A 19,939-nucleotide genomic window follows, 5' to 3' on the forward strand; every position below is an offset into this window, starting at 1 on the left:
ATTACTCGGCAGCAGCGCGTCGCTCCAAGCCACCTTCCCGGACCAGAAAATCGACGATCTCGGCAACGCCCTTGGCGCGGCTGAGATCGGTGAAAACGTAGGGCCTTTCGCTGCGCATCCGCGCGGAATCCTGGTCCATCTGCTCCAGATCCACGCCCACATAGGGCGCAAGATCGGTCTTGTTGACGATGAGAAGATCCGAACGGGTGATGGCCGGCCCGCCCTTTCGCGGAATGTCACCGCCCTGGCACACCGAAATGACGTAGAGCGTCAAATCCGCGAGATCGGGCGAAAAGGTCGCCGCAAGATTGTCGCCGCCGGATTCGATGAAGACGACATCGAGGTCCGGGTGCCGGCGGTTGAGCTCGGCGATGGCGCGCAGGTTGATCGAGGCATCCTCGCGGATCGCCGTATGCGGGCAGCCGCCCGTCTCGACGCCGATGATGCGGTCCTCCGGCAGCGCCTGCATACGCACCAGCGCCATGGCGTCCTCGCGCGTATAAATATCGTTGGTGACGACGCCGACGGAAAATTCGGCCGCCATCGCCTTGCAGAGCTTTTCGGTGAGCGTGGTCTTGCCCGAGCCGACAGGACCACCAATACCGACGCGTAGCGGGCCGTGTGGAGAATGTGTCATGAGCGAAAAAGCCTTGAATGAAGTGTTTCGTGTCGAAGTGACATGATCTCGGATCGGAACGTGCAGGACCCGAAATCGTCGAGGCCGGCAGCGGACGCGCGCTCGGCAGTTTGGGCGATAAGCGGCTCCAGCGATGCAAGCACCCTGACGCCGTCCCGCTGGCCGATGGGCGCGAGCCGGAGTGCAGCCTGAATGAGGTTGGAGACGAATGCATGGGAGAAGGCCGTCAGCGTATCGGCAAGCGGCACGCCCTCCCTGCCGGCCACCAAACCGACGGCGACGGGATAGGCCAGTTCGGCGGGCAGTGTGTCTCGATCATCGGCGATGATGAAGGCGCGTGCTCCGGCCGCATCCAAAAAGGCCGCGCCTTGCGCCATGGTTTCCAGATGCCGTTCGGCGGATCCTGCCAAAGCTTCGGCGAGTTCGCCGAGCTCGTCGATCCGCCCAATATCGGCGCATGACCGCCAGGCCTCGGCAACGAGCACCATGTCGTTCCAGCCCGACCCCCGCGCAACAAGATCGGAAAGCCAGTCCGCGAGATCGTCACGCGTTCTGACAAGGCCGGCATCGACCGCGGACTCCAGCCCGTGGCTGTAGCTGAAGCTGCCGGTCGGAAAGGCGGGCGAAAGCCACGCCATCAGCCGCATCAAGCTGCGCCGCTGAGCCTGCGCTTCAGTGAGCATCATGGTCGTGATGGTGCCCTTGATGTTTTCCGTGGTGATCCTCGTGCCCGTGGGAATGGCCGTGCCCTGGTCCATGGTCGTGATGGCCGTGGCCGTGACCGTGACTGTGCTCGTCGCCGTCATAGGCTCCGCCTTCCGGATCGAAAGAAGCGGTGATGTCGGTCACGATCGCTCCCAGTCCTTCGAGCATCTGCCGGATCACGTGGTCGCGCCTGATCAGGATGTGATCGTCGAATATCTGGGACGGAAGATGGCGGTTGCCGATGTGCCAAGCCAGCCGTAGAAGCGCGCGCGGTGATAGCTCCTGTGCCCGAACGTCATAAAGTTCTTCCGGCTTGGATCGCACGATGACGACTTCGCCTCCCGCAAGCTGCAAGCCGTCGCCATCGCGCAGCAGCACCGCATGCGGAAGATCCAGAAGGAATTCCAGGCCGCCATCGCTTGCAAGCCGCAGACGCCGCCGATTGCGCGCCGTCTCGTCGAGCGTCACGCTGTCGCGAGCTTCACCCGACCACTCGCCCTTTCTCAGGACTGAACTCGCTCTTTCCATTTCGGCTCCCGGTGGTTGCTACCGGGAGTGAAGATGCATCATCCGTGCCAGAGGGAGAAGGTGCGGGCGATGAAATAGGTGACCCCGGCCGTAAAGGCACTGAGGGCGGTACCCCACAGTGTATCGACGATGGCGACTGTCGTATCGAAACCGCGGATGGTGGAAAGGTTCGTTGCGTCATATGTCATGTAGCAGAACATGCCGAAAAGGCCGGCATTGAAGACCGTTAGCCAGAAACTGCCGGCGTTAAGGCCGGGGGCGATGGCGAAATAGATCAGGCCGATGACGAAGATCGCGTAGAAACCGGCGGCGATGCCGAAGCGCGGGCGATCCAGAAGCAGCGACCCCAGCCGGTCCTTATAGAAATCACGTGCCACGTAGCCGAGCCAGATGGCATCGATCGCCAGAAAAACGACCGCCGCGACGAGGTAGACCCAAACGAATTTCATGATGTGCCCTCAGCCGCGGCGTTGATGCTCGCTAATCTTCAATACGCAGCTAGTGCAGAAGCAGATTTTCGATTTTATCGATCGAGTGATTTGTCAGTGTTTTGGGGATCTCGCTGACGATGCGATCGAGCACTTCCTGGTGCATCGCCTCACGCATTTCGCCGAGAATCTTCGGCGGCGCGACCAGCACCAGTTTGTCGAAACGATTGGCATGGGCGTATTTGTACAGACGCTCTGCGATCTCCTTGGCAAAGCGCTCCTTACCCAGTTGCTGCCAATCGGTTGGCTCCACGCTCGACCGGCCAGTTCCGGCGGACTCATGCACGCGACCGGGACGATCTGTGCCCTGCTCGCGCGTCGGCGGATTGTCCTGCGCTATCTCCCGGAAAACCTGGAGGTTCGGGTGCTCACCGTCGCCCTCGTTGCGCAGGAACAGCGCCTTCTCTCCATCGGCCACGACGACCCAGCCATCGTGCTTGAGATTGATACCGCTCATGTTCGACCTCCGTGGTTGAATGGAGGGCCAACGTGAAGCGGCTGATCAAGTTCCTCATTGATCGACGTCAGAAATGCGGCATTTGGTCAGAACAGGAAATAACGCTGGGCCATCGGCAGCACGGTCGCGGGCTCGCAGGTCAGGAGTTCCCCGTCAGCCCGCACTTCATAGGTTTCCGGGTCAACTTCGACGTGCGGCAGCGCATCGTTGAGCTTCATGGAACGCTTCGAAATGCCGCCGCGGGTGTTTTCCACCGCCACCATGCCCTTGGCGACGCCGAGTCGGTTCTTCAGCCCGTCGTCGAGAGCCGCCTGCGATACGAAGGTGACCGACGAGGCGGCCGGACCGCCGCCATAACCGCCGAACATCGGCCGGTAGTGCACCGGCTGCGGCGTCGGGATCGAAGCGTTGGGATCGCCCATGGGAGCAGCGGCGATCGTGCCACCGAGCAGAACCATGGCCGGCTTCACGCCGAAAAAGGCCGGATCCCAGACAACCAGATCGGCGCGCTTGCCGACTTCGATCGAGCCGATGTGCTTGCTGATGCCGTGGGCGATGGCGGGATTGATGGTGTATTTCGCGATGTAGCGCTTCACTCGCGCATTGTCGTTGTCACCGGTTTCGCCGGGCAGCCTTCCGCGCTGTCGCTTCATCTTGTCCGCCGTCTGCCAGGTGCGGATGATCACCTCGCCAACGCGCCCCATGGCCTGGCTGTCAGACGCGATAATGGAGAAGGCACCGAGATCGTGCAGGATATCTTCGGCGGCGATCGTCTCCTTGCGGATGCGGCTTTCGGCGAAGGCCACATCCTCCGGTATCGATGGCGAAAGGTGATGACACACCATCAGCATGTCGAGATGCTCGGCGATCGTGTTGACCGTGTAGGGCCGCGTCGGATTGGTCGAGGACGGGATGACGTTCTCCAGCCCGCAGACCCGGATGATGTCCGGCGCGTGGCCGCCTCCTGCCCCTTCGGTATGGAACGCGTGGATCGTGCGGCCTTTCAGCGCCTCGATCGTCGATTCCACGAAGCCGCTTTCGTTGAGCGTGTCGGTGTGGATCATCACCTGCACGTCGAAGGCATCGGCAACCGACAGGCAGCAATCGATCGCCGCCGGCGTCGTGCCCCAGTCCTCGTGCAGCTTGAGCGCGCACGCTCCGCCGAGCACCATCTCTTCGAGCGCCTTCGGCAGCGAGGCGTTGCCCTTGCCGGAAATGCCGATGTTCATCGGAAACGCATCGAAGGACTGGATCATCCGGCCGATGTGCCATGGCCCCGGCGTGCAGGTGGTGGCGAGCGTGCCATGGGCGGGGCCGGTGCCGCCGCCGAGCATCGTCGTCAGCCCCGACATCAGCGCTTCCTCGATCTGCTGCGGACAGATGAAGTGGATGTGGGAATCGAAACCGCCTGCCGTGACGATCTTGCCCTCGCCGGCGATAACTTCCGTTCCTGGACCGACGATGATGGTGACGCCGGGCTGGGTATCGGGGTTGCCGGCCTTGCCGATGGCGACGATGATGCCGTCCTTCAGCCCGATATCGGCTTTGTATATGCCGGTATAATCCACGATGAGAGCATTCGTGATGACCGTGTCGACGGCTCCGTCGGCGCGGGCGACCTGGCTCTGGCCCATCCCGTCGCGGATGACCTTGCCGCCACCGAACTTCACCTCCTCGCCGTAGATCGTATGGTCTGCCTCCACCTCGATGAAGAGTTCGGTGTCCGCCAGGCGCACCTTGTCGCCGACGGTCGGGCCGAACATGTCGGCATAGGAAGCGCGGTCAATCCTGGCGGGCATGGCAATGTTTCCCTTGATGCATATTGAAAAGCGAAGCGAGAACAATCACGTTCGACATCGAACCCCGAACTGGGCTATGAGCGCGGCAAGCGCCTTGGGCGCAATTCGAATTGCCACAGCAATCTTTGTCAGGATGGAAAACGTGACCACGACGAGCAGACGAAACGCGCATGGCGGCAGGCTCTTGGCGGCGACCATTCTCGCCGGAGCGCTCGCCTTTTCCGGTCTCGTTCAGGCGCAGAGCTTCGACAGCCAGGATCCGTCCGAAAGCATCGCTGACTCCGAGATCTCGGTTGCGGGTACGCGTGCCGCCGAAAGGCTGGAAGACTTGATGGCGTCGATCGAAAATCTGCCTGAAAGCGTCGACCGGGTGAAGATCATCACCAACATGGAGCGCATCGACGTCGTCTACCTGAGCGACATGATGGACGGTGGCGCGCCGGCCGAACTGGAAGAGGCGGTCGCCGAAAACGACGAGCGCATCAATGAATTGCAGAACGGCATCGAGGGCAGCGCGATCTTCTACAACGCGCTGAATTCGCAGCGGGTCAATATCGCCGACGTGGTGTCCATTCTGCTCGACGAGCCGAATGCCACGATCTTCGTGCGCGGCGTCGCTCCTGATTCCGGCGTCAGCGACGAGACGCTGGAAGGCAGCGATGAAGCGCCCGCCGAGGACGACGCGGAAGCGCCGGCTGGAGGCGAAATGCCGGCCGCAAGTGAAGCGCCTGCCGAGACAGACGCGCCGGCCGACGTCGACGAACCGGCCGCTCAGCCGCAATAATTGCGGCGTCGGCAACTGGAGCGCATGGGCGATCAAAGCTTGCCCATGATTTCTTGGCGAAACCCGTAGATGGTGCGGTTGCCGGAAATCGGCACCAGCGACACATCACGCATCTGCCCGGGCTCGAACCGCACCGCCGTTCCTGCGGCTATGTCGAGACGCTTTCCGCGTGCTTTGTCCCTGTCGAACCGAAGCGCGGGATTGGCCTCGAAGAAATGATAGTGGCTACCGACCTGGACGGGCCGGTCGCCGGTATTCGCCACGGTGATCGTGGTCGTTTCAGCGCCGGCATTGAGCTCGATGTCGCCTTCGGCCGTGATGATTTCACCTGGGATCATGATCGCGGCTCCTAACGGATGGGCTGGTGGACGGTGACGAGCTTGGTGCCATCCGGAAACGTCGCCTCGACCTGAACGTCGTGGATCATCTCGGCGATGCCTTCCATGACCTGCTCCCGCGTTATGACGCCGGCACCCGCTTCCATCAGTTCCGCCACGGGGCGCCCGTCTCGCGCGCCCTCCACCACGAAATCGGTAATCAGTGCGATCGCCTCGGGATAATTCAGCTTCACGCCCCGTTCCAATCGACGGCGCGCGACGATGGCAGCCATCGAGATGAGCAGTTTGTCCTTTTCGCGCGGCGTCAAATTCATGTCGATCCAATCCTCGAGCCTGGAATGCGGCTCATGTCGTCCAGATTTTAGGCAGGCCTGCCCGCCCATTGAGCAGGGCAATCAGCGGTATCAGCCGTCTGCGCAGCTCATAGCTGCCCGGTGCGGTGATACGGGCAAGAAGTTTGCCACTTCCGCCGACGCGCCACACGCTGGCGCCGCCATCATCACCGATGATGCCGCGCGCCGCATCGAGCTGTGCCTCAACGTCGCTGCCGATGACCAGTACAGTCGCGATCGCGCGCGCTCCGTTGGCGACGGCGCGGTGGCCGAGAAGCGATTGAACATCGCCATCGAGCGCCACATCCTCGCCATGCACGAGACGTCCCCCGACCCGGATGCGCCAGCGGTCGCGATAATGGGCCGCCAGCACATCCTCGCCCATCGCCTGTCTTCCGAACACGAGCGGCTCGACCACTAGCAAACGCGCACTCGGAGCGAGATCGGCCGACAAAGAGCGTTCGAAAGAGGAGCGATCGAACAGGATCGTTTCCTGCGGCAGGAAAGCAAGGCTTGCTCCGGCAGCGACCTCGGCACGGGTCTCGACGCGTGCGGCGGGGCCCGTCGTCTTGTAGATACGTTCGCAGGCCTGTGTCGTGACACTTGCTCCGGCGCCCTCGCCGACGGCAATGGACCACATCATCTGGTCGCCGCCGGTCAGGCCACCGGCGGTATTGATCAAAACCGCCTCGAGGGGTGCACCCGGCCCTGCCCGCGGCAATCGGATCTTGGCGCATCCATCCTGATAGAGCACCGCCAGCCGGTTGACGCCGCCGACGCTCTTGACGGCGATACGGCCATCGCCCCGCGCACGCTGAAGCGTGGGCGCCGTGTCTGCAACCGAAAGCATGTTGGGACTGATCTGAAGCATGCGCGCCGAGTTTACCCAACGGCATTCCATGCGCAACGGCGGAATGCGCAAATCCTGAGCGCAGGACAAGGCTGCATGCAAATTGTGCGCTCGGGCTCTAGTTGATGAGCCCGAGCTGTTCGCGCTTGCTGAAGCGCAACGACAGGAAAACGGCCGCAACCGTCAGTCCGGCCGCAAGTCCGAACCAGATACCCATGGCGCCGAAGCCGAGCGGGAAACCGAAGACGTAGCCAGCCGGAAGACCGATCACCCAGTAGCTGACGATCGCGATGATCATCGGCATGCGCGTGTCTTTCAGTCCACGCAGATTGCCCGCTGCGACGGCCTGGATGCCATCGACGATCTGGAAGGCCGCGGCCACGTAAAGCAGCGGAACGGCAAAGGCGATCACCTCGGCGGCGTTCGGGTTGCTCTCGTCCATATAGAAGCCAACCAGCACGCCCGGGATGATCAGAAAGGTCATTGCCGCCGCAAGGCCGATCGCCGCAGCGAGGACAACGCCGGACCATCCCGCACGCTGCAGTCCCGTCCAGTCGCGCTGGCCGTGGGCGACGCCGACCCGCACCGTCACCGCGCTGGAGAGACCGAGCGGGATCATGAATGCGATGGACGCAAGCTGCAGCGCGATGCCGTGCGCCGCGAGCGGAATGGTGCCGAGCCAGCCGACCATGATAGAAGAGGCCGCAAAGAGGCCCGCTTCGGCGATGATGGTCAGCCCGATCGGCCAGCCCAGCCGGACCACGTCGAAGAACGCCGGCCAGTCGGGACGCCAGAAGCGGACATAAAGCTCGTACTTCTTCAGCACATCCTTGCTGCTCGTGTACCAGAACAGCCAGGCCGCCCCGAAAAGATTTGTGCCGAGCGACGCGACCGCCGCGCCGACGATGCCGAGCGCGGGAAAACCGAAATTGCCGAAGATGAAGAGGTAATTCAGCCCGATATTGAGAAAGACGCCGACGAACGTCGCCCACATCAGGACATGGGCCTTGCCGACGACTGCCAGATAGGAACGCAGCCCCATCATGATCAGCGCCGGGAACATGGCCCACTGCGCGACGCGCATGTATTCCCCCGCCAACGCGGCGATGGCCGGCTGCTGGCCGAGCGACAGCAGGATCGTTTCGGTGTGCCACATCGGCAGCATGACGAGCGCCGCAAAGAGCATCAGCACCCAAAGACCCATGCGTACCGAACGGCGCACGCCACGGATATCGCCCCGCCCCTCCGCGCTGGCGGCGACCGGCATCACGGCCTGGGCGAACCCGACGCCGAAGATGAAGACGAGAAAGAACCCCTGCGTCGCCAGAACGGTGGCTGCCAGCTCCGTCGCGCCGAGCCACCCGACCATCACCGTGTCGCTGATGTTGATCGCCATGTGGCCGAGTTGGGCGCCGATCAGCGGCGTCGCGAGCAGCATGCTCGCGCGCGCATGGCCGGCCCAGGTCAGGCCGGGTCGAATGGCTGTCTGCTCGACGGTCAGGGCGTCGACGCGGGTATCCATGGTAGGCTCCGATAGAAAACGGCGCGCCGGCCCTCTGGCCACGGCAGCGCAAGCAGCTCTCCTTAACCGAAACGACACCAGGAAGAAACGCTTCAGCGATGACAGTTGTTGATGCCTCCGAGCATCCTGCGTGAAGTTTCGCGCATGTCACAAAACGCCAGCAGCAGTTGCACATCGGCGGCAGAACCCGTAAATCCTGAAGGGACAGCGGCGGCTTCTTGCCAGCGACGCTGCAAATCAGAGGAGCCGGACGGCCGGCAACCCCATCAATGTATCTGCAATTGTTGATCGTGTTCCTGTTGATCCTGCTCAACGGGTTTTTCGCGATGTCCGAAATGGCGCTCGTTTCATCCCGCAAGATCCGCCTGGAACAGATGGCCGACAATGGCAGCAAGGGGGCCCGCCGTGCACTCAAGCTTGCCGAAGACCCAACGGGCTTCCTTTCCACCGTCCAAATCGGAATCACGCTCATAGGCATCGTCGCCGGTGCGTATAGCGGCGCGACCTTCGCAGATCCGCTTGCAAACGTGCTGCGCGAAGTCTCCTTCATCGAAGAAAGCGCGTTCGCGATCGCCTTCACGATCGTCGTTGCGATCACCACTTATCTGTCGCTGATCGTCGGCGAATTGGTCCCAAAGCGCATCGCGCTCAATCACTCGGAAGCCATTTCGAGCTTCGTCTCCGGTCCGATGACGATTCTTGCGGTGATCGCAGCCCCGATCGTCTGGTTCCTGCGCCTGTCGACCGAAACGCTCCTGAAGCTCCTCGGGATCAAGCCGAGCGAAGAAGCGACGGTTACGGAAGAGGAAGTGAAGGCGCTTATTGCCGAAGGCGCCAAGACCGGTGTTTTCGAGCATGCCGAGCGCGACATGATCGACGGCGTTCTGCGCCTGGCCGACCGGGACGTGCGCACCATCATGGTGCCCCGCCCCGACACCGTATGGCTGTCGATCGAAGACCCGATCGAGACCATCATGGAAGAGATCGTCGCGAGCGGCTTTTCACGCTTTCCCGTCTGCCGCGGCGATGTCGACGACGTGGTGGGCATCCTTCACGTCAAATCGCTGATCTCGCTCGGACGCGCGCCGACGCACGACGAGATCGAGGCGCGCATCGCAGAACCGCTCTACGTCAACGAAACCATGAGCGTCCTGAAGCTGCAGGAGCGCTTTCGGGATTCGCCGATCCACATGGCGATCGTCATCGACGAATACGGCTCCTTCGAAGGTGTCATCACGCCCACGGACATTCTGGTTGCCATCGCGGGCGACCTACCCGAGCGCGAAGGCGAGGATCTGCCCTACGCCGTGCAGCGCGACGATGGCTCCTGGCTGCTGGACGGCGCCATGCCGATCGACGAGGTCGACCGCGTGCTTGCCGGCGTGTCCATCAACCGCGGCGACTTCGCGACGCTGGCCGGTTTCGTTCTGGAATCCTTCGGCCACATCCCCGAAGCCGGGGAGCACTTCCAGGCGCAGGGTTGGCGCTTCGAAGTGGTCGACCTGGATGGCCGACGCATCGACAAGGTCCTAGCAGCGCAAATCGGCGCCGCCACCGACGCTTAACCGGCTTGACGATGTCGCTGCCTAGTGAAGGATGAACTCGCCCTTGACGGTTCGCCACTCGCGCGGCTCGATCAGCCTTTGATGGGTGTATCGCACCGAGTGCAGCAGCCCTTCCAGCGTCGTTTCCCAAAACTTGAGGAAGCCGCGCATTTCGGGAAAATCTGGAGCGAGATCGTATTCCTGCCAGATATAGGTCTGGAGAAGGGAAGGATGGTCCGGAAGGCGGTAGAGAATGTGGGCGGTGGTGAGGCCGTAGCCCGCCATCTGCTTTTCGAATGCTGACTGCATGCTTTTCCTCATCATAGCTGTCATCCGATGAGAAAAGTGTGCGCTGCTTCGCGTTTTCGGTCCAGATCGAATATGCGAAGTATCATTTAAAACTTCGTCGATTCAGTGTGTTAGCAGCACGGACCATCGACTGCTGACACCATCCGAATGCCTGTTTCGATTGGAGCGAGCCCAGGATGCGCGGGTGCCTGGATGGCGCCCGCCCGCCTTTTTGTAATAATCGTAGATACGATCACATTGCCTTTGCGGCCAGCATAGCACGCACGGCCGCCACGATATCGTCGACCGTCTTCAGCGAGTTCCAGGACTCGACGCTGTCGGTCTCAATCTCGATATCGTATTTTTCTTCCAGTTCCATGACGAGCTCAGCGAGCTCCAGTGAATGGATGCCGAGATCGTCCACCATCGACGAACCCGTGATGTCATCGGCATTGGCGTCGCTGTATTCGGCAATGTGGCGGATGATTTCATCCTTCAGGGTGTCAGTCGTCATCGCGTTCCCTCGGCAAAATGTCGGCCCCCGCGGGTTGTGCGATTCCGCCGCCCGCCCCGCCGGAGCAAGGTGCGTCAACTGACAGTGCAATGCAACAAGGCTTAAGGTTGCAACCGTTAAGACTGGTTAACTTCCACTGGCCTCAAGCACGGGACGGACCAGCCGGTCTTCGACCAGCGCGTGCAGGTCATCGCGGTACCCCGAGCGCGCCGATGGGCGATTCTCGGCAGAAGTGATGACGACGGTCATTTCCAACTCGGGCAGGATATAGAGCATCTGGCCGCCATAGCCCCAGGCGTAGAAACAATCGACGCCCGCCATGTCCGTCAGGAACCAGCTGTAGCCGTAAGCCTCGCCCGAGAAGACCGAACTGGTGCGGCGCTGCCACGACTGCTCGATCCACTCCTCCGAAACGACGCGCGCGCCATCGGGCCCCACGCCGCCGTTGCGATAAAGTTCGCCGAAGGCCAGCAACGACCGCGGCGAAACGGCCATCTGGTTGCCGCCGAGCGGAATGCCCTGCGGATCGCGTTCCCAGTCGGTCACGCGAAAAGCACCGTCCATGCCGAGCCACTCATTGGCGAGTTCCATCGTGTCGGCATCACCGACGCGCATCAGGATGGCGGACAGAAGATGGGTGCTGCCGGTGGAATAGAGCATCCGCCCGCCGGGATCGTCGGCAAAGGGCTCGGCCAGAGCGGCACGGACCCAGTCGGAGCTTGCGATCCAGCGACCATAATTCTCGCCGGACGTCCGACCGAGGCCGGCCTGCATCGAAAGAAGATTTCCGATGGTGATCTCGTTGATGCGCGGATCCGCATCGTCGGGAAGCTTGTCCTCGAGCAGCGGCGCGATCGGCTGGTCGACACCCTCGAGCAGGCCCTTGTCGATCGCGATGCCGACCATCGCCGACACGATCGATTTCGAGGCCGACTTGATGTTCGTCGGCGTCGTGACCGAACGACCCTCGAAACCTTCCTCGATCCAGACCTCACCATCGCGCGCGACGATGAGCGTGTGAAGACCGTCCAATTCCTCGGCCGCCTGAACGGCAGCGTCGCGCACTTCGACAAGCGAAGCGGCCGCCGGCCCGATCGCCTCGACGTCGGGCGATGGCTCGGAGGCGGCATCCTGGCCATGTGCAGACAGGGAGACAGCGAGACAGGAGAGAAAGACGACGCCGCGAAGGGCGTGCAGACGCGCAGTGTTTTTCATGGTCATGGGCATCACATATGGGAGGGAAGCGGCAAGTCCATGACTGGACGAGCGAATGCCGCGATCACGAAGCGCGCAGCCCTGTCTCGACGAGAAGTCCACGACGCTTGGCGTCGTAGTAATAACCGCGCTGATAAAGAGCGATCGCGCGGTCCTCGTTGCGATCGGCAACGATATAGGCGCCGCGGAGATACTTCACCGCATAGCGCAGATTGGTATCGGCATCGAGCAGGCCCGATGGCTCGCCACGATAACCCATGGTGCGCGCCGTATCGTGGCGGATCTGCATCAGGCCGAGATTGGGACCGTTGCGGGCCGCCGGATTGTAATTGCTTTCACGCTTCACCACCCGCCGAACCAGCGATTCAGGCACGCCATAGGCCGTGGAGTGTGCAGAGATCAGACGGTCGAGATCGGACTGCGGAGCCAGAGCGGCGGTCTGATTGGCCGTCTGACGACCCGCAGCCTCCTGCCCGCTCGTCGCGCAGGCCGTAAGACCGCTGCCACAAAGGAGGATGATCAACACTCGTGCGGCAAGACGCATCTGATGGCTCGTCGATGAACACGCACTCGGCGCGGGAAAGCCTTTATTGCTCAATGCTTGCGGCTGAATTGTGGTGATGCCGGTCACGCCCTGCCACGTGCAGGCGTCGCATGGCTCACATGCCGCAATGTCTGTTGTGCATTGCAGCATGGAAGACTATTTCATGGTCAACAACAAGAAGAAGGAAGAAAACCATGAAGAACATGACACGTCGCTTTATTAAGCTCATTAGCGCAGATCCGTGGCGCGACCGGGAATCGGCCTATCTCAATGGCTCGACCTCGATCGTCGACTTGGAAATGCGTATGCGCGAGATCGACAGCGGCCGGTTCCGCAATCGCCTTTAAGACGAGCATGACGCTCCGACGTTGAAAAGCCCGCTGCGATCGCTCGCAGCGGGCTTTTTGTTTGTAGTCGATGGGCCGAGCTGACGCCGGCCCATCGCGACAATTGTTTGCTTACTGAGCAGCGGCGTCTTCGTAGTAGCCGTATTCGCCGGCAGTCCACTCGTACATGACGTAGCCGGGCAGCGTGACGTCGCCCTTGTCGTCGAAGTCGAGTTCGCCGAGAACGGTCTGGAAGGTGCCTGCATTCAGGGCTTCGACCACACCGTCGAAATCGGTCGAACCGGCTTCTTCAACGGCAGCGGCCCAGGCCTGGATCGCAGCGTAGGTGTAGAGCGTGTAGCCTTCCGGGTTGATGCCTTCAGCTTCGAACTTCTCGACGACCGGAGCGGCTTCTTCGTTGAGGCGCGGATCCGGAGAGAAGGTCATGAGCGTGCCTTCGCCGGCATCGCCCGTGATGGACCAATACTCGTCGGTGACAAGCGCATCGCCGGAGATCAGGACCGCGTCCATGGCCTGGTCGGCCATCTGGCGTTTGATGAGACCGGCTTCCGTGTGGTACCCGCCAACGTACAGAACGTTCACGCCTTCGTTCTTCAGACGGGTCACGAGCGCGGTGTAGTCCTGCTCACCAGCCGTATAGGCCTGGTAAAGAGCCGGCTCGCCGCCTGCTGCCTCATAGAACGACATCGTCTGGTCTGCGAGGCCCTTGCCGTAAGCCGTGTTGTCGTGAATGAACGCGACCTTGGCATCCGGGAAGGTTTCCATCAGGAACTGGCCGGCGATTTCGCCCTGCTGGTCGTCACGTCCGCAGGTGCGGAAAATGCCGGGGCCCGGACGCTCGTCCGTGAAGGCCGGGGCGGTCGAAGCTGGTGAGATCTGGACCACGCCTTCTTCGTCATAGACGGCGCTGGCCGGGATCGACGAACCCGAGCAGAAATGGCCGGCAACGAAAACGGCGCCTTCGCCGACGAGCTGGTTGGCGACCGAGACGGCCTGACGGGCGTCGCAGGCATCGTCACCGATTTCAAGCACGAGCTGTTCGCCGAGGACGCCGCCAGCCGCATTGATGTCGGCCACGGCCATTTCGGCGCCGGCCTGCATCTGTGCGCCGAACGACGCGTACTGTCCGGTCATCGGACCAGCGGTCGCGATGACGATATCGGCCGAAGCCATACCGGCGGTTGCAAAGAGCGCGGAAGCGGCCACGCCCGTCATCAGAACTTTCTTCATTCGATAGTCTCCCTCTGGTGTTTTGCGGCGGAGCACACGCCCCCGTTCCGCTCCCGAAACATCCTTGCGTTCCGGCTTATTTCGGATGCTATTCCCTTTGCCGGCAAAGGCAATCGGGAAAAGCCCCGAAAATTCGATCACGAACCCTGCTTCACCTTCCAGGCGAGTGGGCCCGCCTGCTCGTTGATCCACGTGTATTGACGCACCATCTGTCGCGCCCGGAAAAACCGATGCCCGATGAGCCCGATGACGACGATGATCGCGAGGTGGAGAAGGAAATAATAGAGCGTCAGCAGCTCGCCGTCGTAGAGCGCAAAGTTGAGGAAGCGCACCGCGAGCGAGACGAGAAAGCAATAGAAGACGAGCAGCCAGATAGGCTGCCAGGTCTTCGCCATCGCCCGTCCCGTCATCCAGGCAGCGCCTCCGCCGAGAAAGAGCGTGACGACGATGAAGGCGATGATTGAGTTGTCCCAGAGCACGCCCATCAGTGCGCTCCCCCTTCCAGATAGGCAGCCTGGATCTCGGGGCTCGCCAGCAACTCCTTGCCGGTGCCCGTAATCGAGATCTTGCCGTTGACCATGACATAGCCGCGGTGGGCGAGCTTCAGCGCATGGTAGGCGTTTTGTTCGACGAGGAAGACCGTCAGCCCTTCCGATTGGTTGAGGTCGCGGATGGCGTTGAAGATCTGCCGCACGATCAGCGGTGCAAGACCGAGGGACGGTTCGTCCAGCAGAAGCAGCTTCGGCCGGCTCATCAATGCCCGAGCGATAGCCAGCATCTGCTGCTCACCGCCCGAAAGCGTTCCGCCGCGCTGGCCCTGCCGGTCTTTCAAACGCGGAAACAGCGTGTACATCCGCTCCAGATCATCCTCGAAATGGGTCATGTCGGTGATGCCGGCACCCATCTGCAGATTCTCGCGAACGGTCATACGCGGGAAGATGCGGCGCCCTTCCGGGGACTGGGCGATGCCCTTGCGCATGATCTCGTGGGTTGGAACGCGGGTGATGTCCTCCCCCCGATAGAACACGTTGCCATGCCGCGCTTGCGGATTTCCGCAGATCGTCATCATCAGCGTGGATTTGCCGGCGCCATTGGCGCCGATCAGGCTGACGATCTCACCATCCTGAATGTCGATGTCGACGCCCTTCAGGGCGTGGATGGCGCCGTAGTAGGTGTGGACGCCACGAACGGCCAGAACGGGCTCGCCTGTCGGAACGGCCATGGGATCGCTGACGCTTGCCATGCTCATTGGCCGTCTCCCTTCGCATCCTTGGAAACACTGCGCGCCGACAATTCCTTCAGTGTCTGCGCGGCTTCAGCGTCGACAACCCGAACGTTTCCGCCGACACTGGCTGCTTCCATTTCGACCTCTGCTTCCACCGCCTCTACCTCTTCGTCGTCGACACCGAGATAGGCCGCGATGACCTTGGGATCGGAACGCACGTCCTGAGGCGCGCCGTCGGAAATCTTGCGGCCATAGTCGAGAACGACGACGTGGTCCGAAATCTCCATCACGACGCTCATGTCATGCTCGATGAGCAGCACCGAGATGCCCTCGTCGTCGCGAATCTGGCGCAGAAGCGCATTGAGCTCGCTGGACTCTTTTGGGTTCAAGCCGGCGGCGGGCTCGTCAAGGCACAGCACCTGCGGGCGCGTGCACATGGCCCGCGCGATCTCCAGCCGGCGCTGATCGCCATAGGGCAGATCGGCAGCCGGATCGTCGGCCCGGTCGATGAGATTGGTTTTCTCCAGCCAGTATTTGGCCAGTTCGATCGCCTCGCGCTCGCCCTTTCGGTAGGACGGCAGGCCGAAAATGCCGCCGAACGTATAGCTGGACGCGACGATCAACGCATTGTGCTGCGCGACCATCAGGTTTTCCAAAAGCGTCATTCCGCCGAAGAGGCGAATGTTCTGGAAGGTACGCGCGACCTTCCCGACGGCTGCAATCTCCATGTCGGGCATGCGCTCGAGCAGGAAGAGGCCGTCATCGGCGAAATACCGCCGCCCCTCTTGTGTCCGAGCTTCCAGATTGGCGAAGGCAGACGGCGTGTGCGCCATGATCATCCGACCTTCGGTCGGCTTGTAGAAGCCGGTCAGGCAGTTGAACACCGTCGTCTTGCCTGCGCCGTTCGGGCCGATCAGCGAGGTGATGTCGCCACGCCCGACATCGAACGAGAGATTGTCGACCGCGACCAGGCCGCCGAAGCGCATGGTCAGGTGCTCGATGCGGATGACGACGTCGGTTTCCCAGTTGCGCAGCGTCTGCTTGGAGCTGCCTGCAATTGCAGGCGTTGGGGAAATGGGTTGCAGGCTCATGTCAGTGCCCCTCCCCCTGGCTCACAAGATCGGCAGAGACCGCCTTTCGTTCCTTCAGGAAGACCGTGGGATTGCGCGTCGACACCAGCCCGCGCGGCTTCCAGATCATGATCAGCACCATCAGGAGGCCGAACACCAGGACGCGGAATTCCTCCAGATTTCGGAACATTTCGAAGCCACCGATCATCACCAGCGAGGCGAAGACGACGCCCATCTGGCTGCCGAGACCGCCGAGCACGACGATGGCAAGAATGATCGCCGATTCCAGGAAGGTGAAGCTTTCCGGCGAGATGAAGCCCTGGCGCGTGGCGAAGAAGGCACCGGCGAACCCGCCGAACATTGCGCCGATCGCAAAGGCGGAAAGCTTGGTGTTGGTCGTGTTTATGCCGAGCGACCGGCAGGCGATCTCGTCTTCACGCAAGGCTTCCCAGGCGCGGCCGATCGGCAGTTTGCGCAGCCGCAGCGTGACCCAGTTGGTGATGAGCGCAAGCGCGAGGATGATATAATAGAGGAAGATGATGCGGTGAATCGCGGCGTATTCGAGCCCGAAGAAATCCGCAAAGCCTCCCTCGTCGCGCGTGAAATCCAGACCGAAGAAGGTCGGGCGCGGGATCTGCGTGATGCCGTTCGGACCATTCGTCAGGTCGTACCAGTTCAAGAGCACGATACGGATGATTTCGCCGAAAGCGAGCGTTACAATTGCGAGATAGTCGCCGCGTAGCCTCAGCACCGGGAAGCCGAGGATCACGCCCCAGAAGGCGGCGAGAATGCCCGCGAGCGGAAGGCAGACCCAGAAGCCGAGATCGAAATACTGCGACAGCAGCGCGTAGGAATAGGCGCCGACCGCATAGAACGCGACATAGCCGAGATCGAGCAGACCGGCGAGCCCGACGACGATGTTCAGGCCCCAACCGAGCATGATGTAGGTCAGCACCAGCACGCCGAGGTCGACATAATAGCGGCCCTGACCCGGAACCAGCAGCATGACGATGAAGGGAAGCGTGACGGCGATGCCGAGCATCACCGGGCCGAGGAACCGCGAAACATGGCCGGCCTTGTTGAAATCCGGCAGTACGTCGGAGAGCCCCTTGGGTCCGCCGGCGCGCTTCCAGAAGAAGATGTTCAGCAGGAACCGGCCGACGGCCGTCGCTGCCGCCATCATCAAGACACGGTCCCATTCGGTCGTGATCTGCAGACCGCCGGCACCGGCATCGGTGCGTAGCCCGACGATGATGGAGAAGAGGATAAGGGCGAGAACCCCGGCGAGGATGGCATCCTTGAGAGAAGCCATCACGATGTTTTCTTCGGCGGCAGGTGCCGCGTTGAACGCAACCATATCAGACCTTCTCGACTTCAGGTTTGCCGAGCAGGCCCGACGGCAGGAAGATCAGCACGGCGGCCAGGATGAAGAACGCGGCCACGTCTTTGTATTCGACGGAGAAGTAGCCGGACCAGAAGGTCTCGATCAGTCCGATCAGGATACCACCGAGCATGGCGCCCGGCAGCGAGCCGATGCCGCCGAGCACGGCGGCGGTGAACGCCTTAACGCCGGCTATGAAGCCGATGTAGAAATCGATCACGCCGTAATAGAGCAGATACATGAAGCCCGCGACGGCTGCGAGCGCAGCGCCGAGCACGAAGGTCAGCGAGATGGTGCGGTCGACGTTGATGCCGACGAGCGACGCCATCTTGCGATCCTGCTCGCAGGCACGCAGCGACCGGCCGAGCGCGGTGTTGTTGATGATGTAGGTGAACACACACATCAACACGACCGTCGTCACCAGGATCAGGATCTGAATGTTGGAGATCTGAACGTCGAAGCCGTTGCCGTCCATGATCGTGTATCCACCGGAAACCAGCGGAGGAAGCGGCTTGACGCGTGCACCCTGAACGATCTGAACGAAGTTCTGCAGCACAATCGACATGCCGATCGCAGTGATCAGCGGCGCGAGGCGGAAGGAGCCTCGCAGCGGCCGGTAGGCGATCCGCTCCACCGTCCAGCCCCAGGCGGACGTGAAGAGCATGGCCATCAGAAGCACGAGCATCAGCGCCAGGATGAGCACGATGAAACCGGCGCCGGCCGTGATGCCAAGCGCGACGATCAGGATCATGGCAATGAACGATCCGACCATGAAGATGTCGCCATGGGCGAAATTGATCATGCCGATAATGCCGTAGACCATCGTGTAACCGATCGCGATGAGCCCATAGATGGACCCCAGCGTCAGCCCGTTGATCAACTGCTGAACGAAATATTCCACTGTGCTGTACCCCTCTGGCCGGCTTGTCCCGCCGGTTTTGCCGTTCGATCGACCGCGGCTCCCACAACCGCCGATCATCGTCTGCAATATCAGCTATTAAGATCGCCAATGGGTCGATGAGGTCAATAGAGAAAAACGCCGATTGAAGGCGCTTTGACCGGTCAATCCACCGTCTTGATCGTCATTTGGCGACCAAGAAAACGAAATGCTTTGAAACCGGTATGGGCCCTCGGAATCGTGTGGGCGAGGTACGGCGTGCTGCCTCTTGCCACTGAACCGGCTTTGGGATTTGCTGCCGAAACTGAAACGCTCGACGCACGGAGTCTGGTCATGTGGAGTGGCATCCTTCCCGCCGTTACAACGAAGTTCAAGGAGGATGAAAGCCTCGACCATGCGGAGATGGAGCGTTGCTTCGGCCTGCAGATCGACGCGGGCGTCGACGGGCTGATCGTCGCCGGGTCGCTCGGCGAAGGCCCGATGCTGACGCAGGAAGAGCGCATCGAGGTCTACCACACCGCAAAGGCCGCGGCCGGCAAGCGACCCGTCCTGGTGACGGTCGCGGAAGCATCGACAGCGGCGGCATGCGCGATGGCGAAGAAGGCAGCACAGGCCGGGGCCGATGGACTGATGGTCGTGCCGAGCCCGATCTATCATACCGACGCGCGCGAGACCGAGGCCAATCTGCGCGCCATCGCAGCTGCCGGCGATCTGCCGGTGATGATCTACTCGAACCGCGTCGCCTACCGCGTTGACGTGACTCCGCAATTGATGGCCGACCTTGCCGACGACGCCCGCTTCGTCGCCATCAAGGAATCCTCCGACGACATTCGCCGCACCACCGAGATCATCAATCATCTGGGTGATCGCTACGCCGTGCTGACCGGCGTCGACAATCTTGCTTTCGAGGCGCTGTCGGTCGGCGCGACGGGTTGGGTCGCCGGCCTCGTCGTTGCCTTCCCCAAGGAAACGGTCGCCATCTGGCAGCTCATGCAGGCTGGCCGCCGCGACGAGGCGCTTGCGATCTACCGCTGGTTCCGCCCGCTGCTCGATCTCGATGTCTCCACCTATCTCGTCCAGAACATCAAGCTGGCCGAAGCGCTCTCCATAAAGACCACCGAGCATGTGCGCGGACCGAGGCTCCCGCTTGCGGGCGAGCGGCGCGCCGAGGTCGAGCGCATCATCCGTGGAGCGATCGAGATGCGCCCGACCCTCCCCGCACTGGACATTGCGGCCTGATCCC

At 61.8% G+C, this 19,939-nt stretch carries 23 protein-coding genes and 1 pseudogene; 4 read left to right on the forward strand and 20 right to left on the reverse strand.

Going from position 1 to position 19,939, the window contains the following annotated elements; translation table 11 throughout:
* Nucleotide 1: 1 nt before the first annotated feature.
* The 6 genes from ureG to ureC form a co-directional block, all read right to left on the reverse strand.
* The gene (gene ureG, locus GC125_RS13790; protein ID WP_151986166.1) at nt 2–637 is read right to left on the reverse strand and encodes an urease accessory protein UreG; all 636 of its coding nucleotides are present in this window, start codon (nt 635–637) and stop codon (nt 2–4) included.
* The gene (locus GC125_RS13795) at nt 634–1,323 is read right to left on the reverse strand and encodes an urease accessory protein UreF (RefSeq protein ID WP_286165654.1); all 690 of its coding nucleotides are present in this window, start codon (nt 1,321–1,323) and stop codon (nt 634–636) included. The genes ureG and GC125_RS13795 overlap by 4 nt, the downstream gene beginning before the upstream one ends.
* Nucleotides 1,310–1,870, reverse strand: a complete 561-nt coding sequence (locus GC125_RS13800) for an urease accessory protein UreE (protein ID WP_151986167.1) — start codon at nt 1,868–1,870, stop codon at nt 1,310–1,312. The genes GC125_RS13795 and GC125_RS13800 overlap by 14 nt, the downstream gene beginning before the upstream one ends.
* 38 nt (nt 1,871–1,908) lie before the next feature.
* Nucleotides 1,909–2,319, reverse strand: coding sequence for a DUF2177 family protein (locus GC125_RS13805; RefSeq protein WP_151986168.1), 411 nt, complete (start codon nt 2,317–2,319; stop codon nt 1,909–1,911).
* A gap of 49 nt (nt 2,320–2,368) precedes the next feature.
* Nucleotides 2,369–2,815, reverse strand: a complete 447-nt coding sequence (locus GC125_RS13810) for a host attachment family protein (protein WP_151986169.1) — start codon at nt 2,813–2,815, stop codon at nt 2,369–2,371.
* An 86-nt stretch (nt 2,816–2,901) separates the two neighbouring features.
* Nucleotides 2,902–4,614 carry an urease subunit alpha gene (gene ureC / locus GC125_RS13815; protein ID WP_151986170.1) on the reverse strand — a complete coding sequence of 571 codons (1,713 nt, stop codon included), beginning with the start codon at nt 4,612–4,614 and terminating at the stop codon, nt 2,902–2,904.
* Nucleotides 4,615–4,756: 142 nt separating this feature from the next.
* Here ureC and GC125_RS13820 point away from each other — a divergent pair, with 142 nt between their 5' ends.
* Nucleotides 4,757–5,398 (forward strand): hypothetical protein, encoded by a 642-nt coding sequence (locus GC125_RS13820; RefSeq protein ID WP_151986171.1) that lies wholly within the window; start codon nt 4,757–4,759, stop codon nt 5,396–5,398.
* 32 nt (nt 5,399–5,430) lie between these two features.
* Here GC125_RS13820 and GC125_RS13825 read toward each other — a convergent pair whose 3' ends face one another.
* The 4 genes from GC125_RS13825 to GC125_RS13840 all read right to left on the reverse strand — a co-directional run bounded on the left by GC125_RS13825 (nt 5,431) and on the right by GC125_RS13840 (nt 8,440).
* The gene (locus tag GC125_RS13825) at nt 5,431–5,736 is read right to left on the reverse strand and encodes an urease subunit beta (protein ID WP_151986172.1); all 306 of its coding nucleotides are present in this window, start codon (nt 5,734–5,736) and stop codon (nt 5,431–5,433) included.
* Nucleotides 5,737–5,747: 11 nt separating this feature from the next.
* Complete coding sequence (locus tag GC125_RS13830; RefSeq protein WP_126009920.1) at nt 5,748–6,050, reverse strand: urease subunit gamma; 303 nt, start codon at nt 6,048–6,050, stop codon at nt 5,748–5,750.
* Nucleotides 6,051–6,081: 31 nt separating this feature from the next.
* Nucleotides 6,082–6,939: an urease accessory protein UreD gene (locus GC125_RS13835; RefSeq protein ID WP_151986173.1), complete on the reverse strand. Its 858-nt coding sequence runs from the start codon at nt 6,937–6,939 to the stop codon at nt 6,082–6,084.
* A gap of 97 nt (nt 6,940–7,036) precedes the next feature.
* On the reverse strand, nt 7,037–8,440 hold the full coding sequence (locus GC125_RS13840) for an MATE family efflux transporter (protein WP_151986174.1): 1,404 nt from the start codon (nt 8,438–8,440) through the stop codon (nt 7,037–7,039).
* A 269-nt stretch (nt 8,441–8,709) separates the two neighbouring features.
* Here GC125_RS13840 and GC125_RS13845 point away from each other — a divergent pair, with 269 nt between their 5' ends.
* Nucleotides 8,710–10,005, forward strand: coding sequence for a hemolysin family protein (locus GC125_RS13845; protein WP_151986175.1), 1,296 nt, complete (start codon nt 8,710–8,712; stop codon nt 10,003–10,005).
* Between the two features lie 21 nt (nt 10,006–10,026).
* Here GC125_RS13845 and GC125_RS13850 read toward each other — a convergent pair whose 3' ends face one another.
* From GC125_RS13850 to GC125_RS20260, 4 genes and pseudogenes are all read right to left on the reverse strand, one after another.
* Complete coding sequence (locus GC125_RS13850; protein ID WP_151986176.1) at nt 10,027–10,293, reverse strand: usg protein; 267 nt, start codon at nt 10,291–10,293, stop codon at nt 10,027–10,029.
* Nucleotides 10,294–10,525: 232 nt separating this feature from the next.
* Nucleotides 10,526–10,786 carry an acyl carrier protein gene (locus tag GC125_RS13855; RefSeq protein WP_151986177.1) on the reverse strand — a complete coding sequence of 87 codons (261 nt, stop codon included), beginning with the start codon at nt 10,784–10,786 and terminating at the stop codon, nt 10,526–10,528.
* Nucleotides 10,787–10,912: 126 nt separating this feature from the next.
* Entirely contained in the window at nt 10,913–12,001 is a 1,089-nt protein-coding gene (locus GC125_RS13860) for a serine hydrolase domain-containing protein (protein ID WP_151987921.1), read from the reverse strand.
* A gap of 64 nt (nt 12,002–12,065) precedes the next feature.
* A pseudogene (locus GC125_RS20260) lies at nt 12,066–12,428 on the reverse strand (transglycosylase SLT domain-containing protein); the annotation flags it as partial.
* A 311-nt stretch (nt 12,429–12,739) separates the two neighbouring features.
* On the opposite strand from GC125_RS20260, the gene GC125_RS13870 reads away from it, so the two are divergent.
* Nucleotides 12,740–12,892, forward strand: a complete 153-nt coding sequence (locus tag GC125_RS13870) for a DUF3563 family protein (protein WP_151986179.1) — start codon at nt 12,740–12,742, stop codon at nt 12,890–12,892.
* A gap of 111 nt (nt 12,893–13,003) precedes the next feature.
* Here the strand turns inward: GC125_RS13870 and GC125_RS13875 are convergent, their stop codons facing one another.
* From GC125_RS13875 to GC125_RS13900, 6 genes are all read right to left on the reverse strand, one after another.
* The gene (locus GC125_RS13875; RefSeq protein WP_151986180.1) at nt 13,004–14,122 is read right to left on the reverse strand and encodes a branched-chain amino acid ABC transporter substrate-binding protein; all 1,119 of its coding nucleotides are present in this window, start codon (nt 14,120–14,122) and stop codon (nt 13,004–13,006) included.
* A 137-nt stretch (nt 14,123–14,259) separates the two neighbouring features.
* The gene (locus GC125_RS13880) at nt 14,260–14,607 is read right to left on the reverse strand and encodes a DUF6867 family protein (RefSeq protein ID WP_151986181.1); all 348 of its coding nucleotides are present in this window, start codon (nt 14,605–14,607) and stop codon (nt 14,260–14,262) included.
* Nucleotides 14,607–15,371, reverse strand: a complete 765-nt coding sequence (locus tag GC125_RS13885; protein ID WP_286165517.1) for an ABC transporter ATP-binding protein — start codon at nt 15,369–15,371, stop codon at nt 14,607–14,609. The genes GC125_RS13880 and GC125_RS13885 overlap by 1 nt, the downstream gene beginning before the upstream one ends.
* Nucleotides 15,368–16,333, reverse strand: coding sequence for an ABC transporter ATP-binding protein (locus GC125_RS13890; RefSeq protein ID WP_502706100.1), 966 nt, complete (start codon nt 16,331–16,333; stop codon nt 15,368–15,370). The genes GC125_RS13885 and GC125_RS13890 overlap by 4 nt, the downstream gene beginning before the upstream one ends.
* A gap of 106 nt (nt 16,334–16,439) precedes the next feature.
* Nucleotides 16,440–17,774 carry a high-affinity branched-chain amino acid ABC transporter permease LivM gene (gene livM / locus GC125_RS13895; protein ID WP_151986182.1) on the reverse strand — a complete coding sequence of 445 codons (1,335 nt, stop codon included), beginning with the start codon at nt 17,772–17,774 and terminating at the stop codon, nt 16,440–16,442.
* Between the two features lies 1 nt (nt 17,775).
* The gene (locus GC125_RS13900; protein WP_151986183.1) at nt 17,776–18,699 is read right to left on the reverse strand and encodes an ABC transporter permease subunit; all 924 of its coding nucleotides are present in this window, start codon (nt 18,697–18,699) and stop codon (nt 17,776–17,778) included.
* Between the two features lie 330 nt (nt 18,700–19,029).
* Here GC125_RS13900 and GC125_RS13905 point away from each other — a divergent pair, with 330 nt between their 5' ends.
* Entirely contained in the window at nt 19,030–19,935 is a 906-nt protein-coding gene (locus tag GC125_RS13905) for a dihydrodipicolinate synthase family protein (protein WP_151986184.1), read from the forward strand.
* Nucleotides 19,936–19,939: the final 4 nt, after the last annotated feature.

This window comes from Rhizobium sp. EC-SD404 (assembly GCF_902498825.1).
GTDB lineage: Bacteria > Pseudomonadota > Alphaproteobacteria > Rhizobiales > Rhizobiaceae > Georhizobium.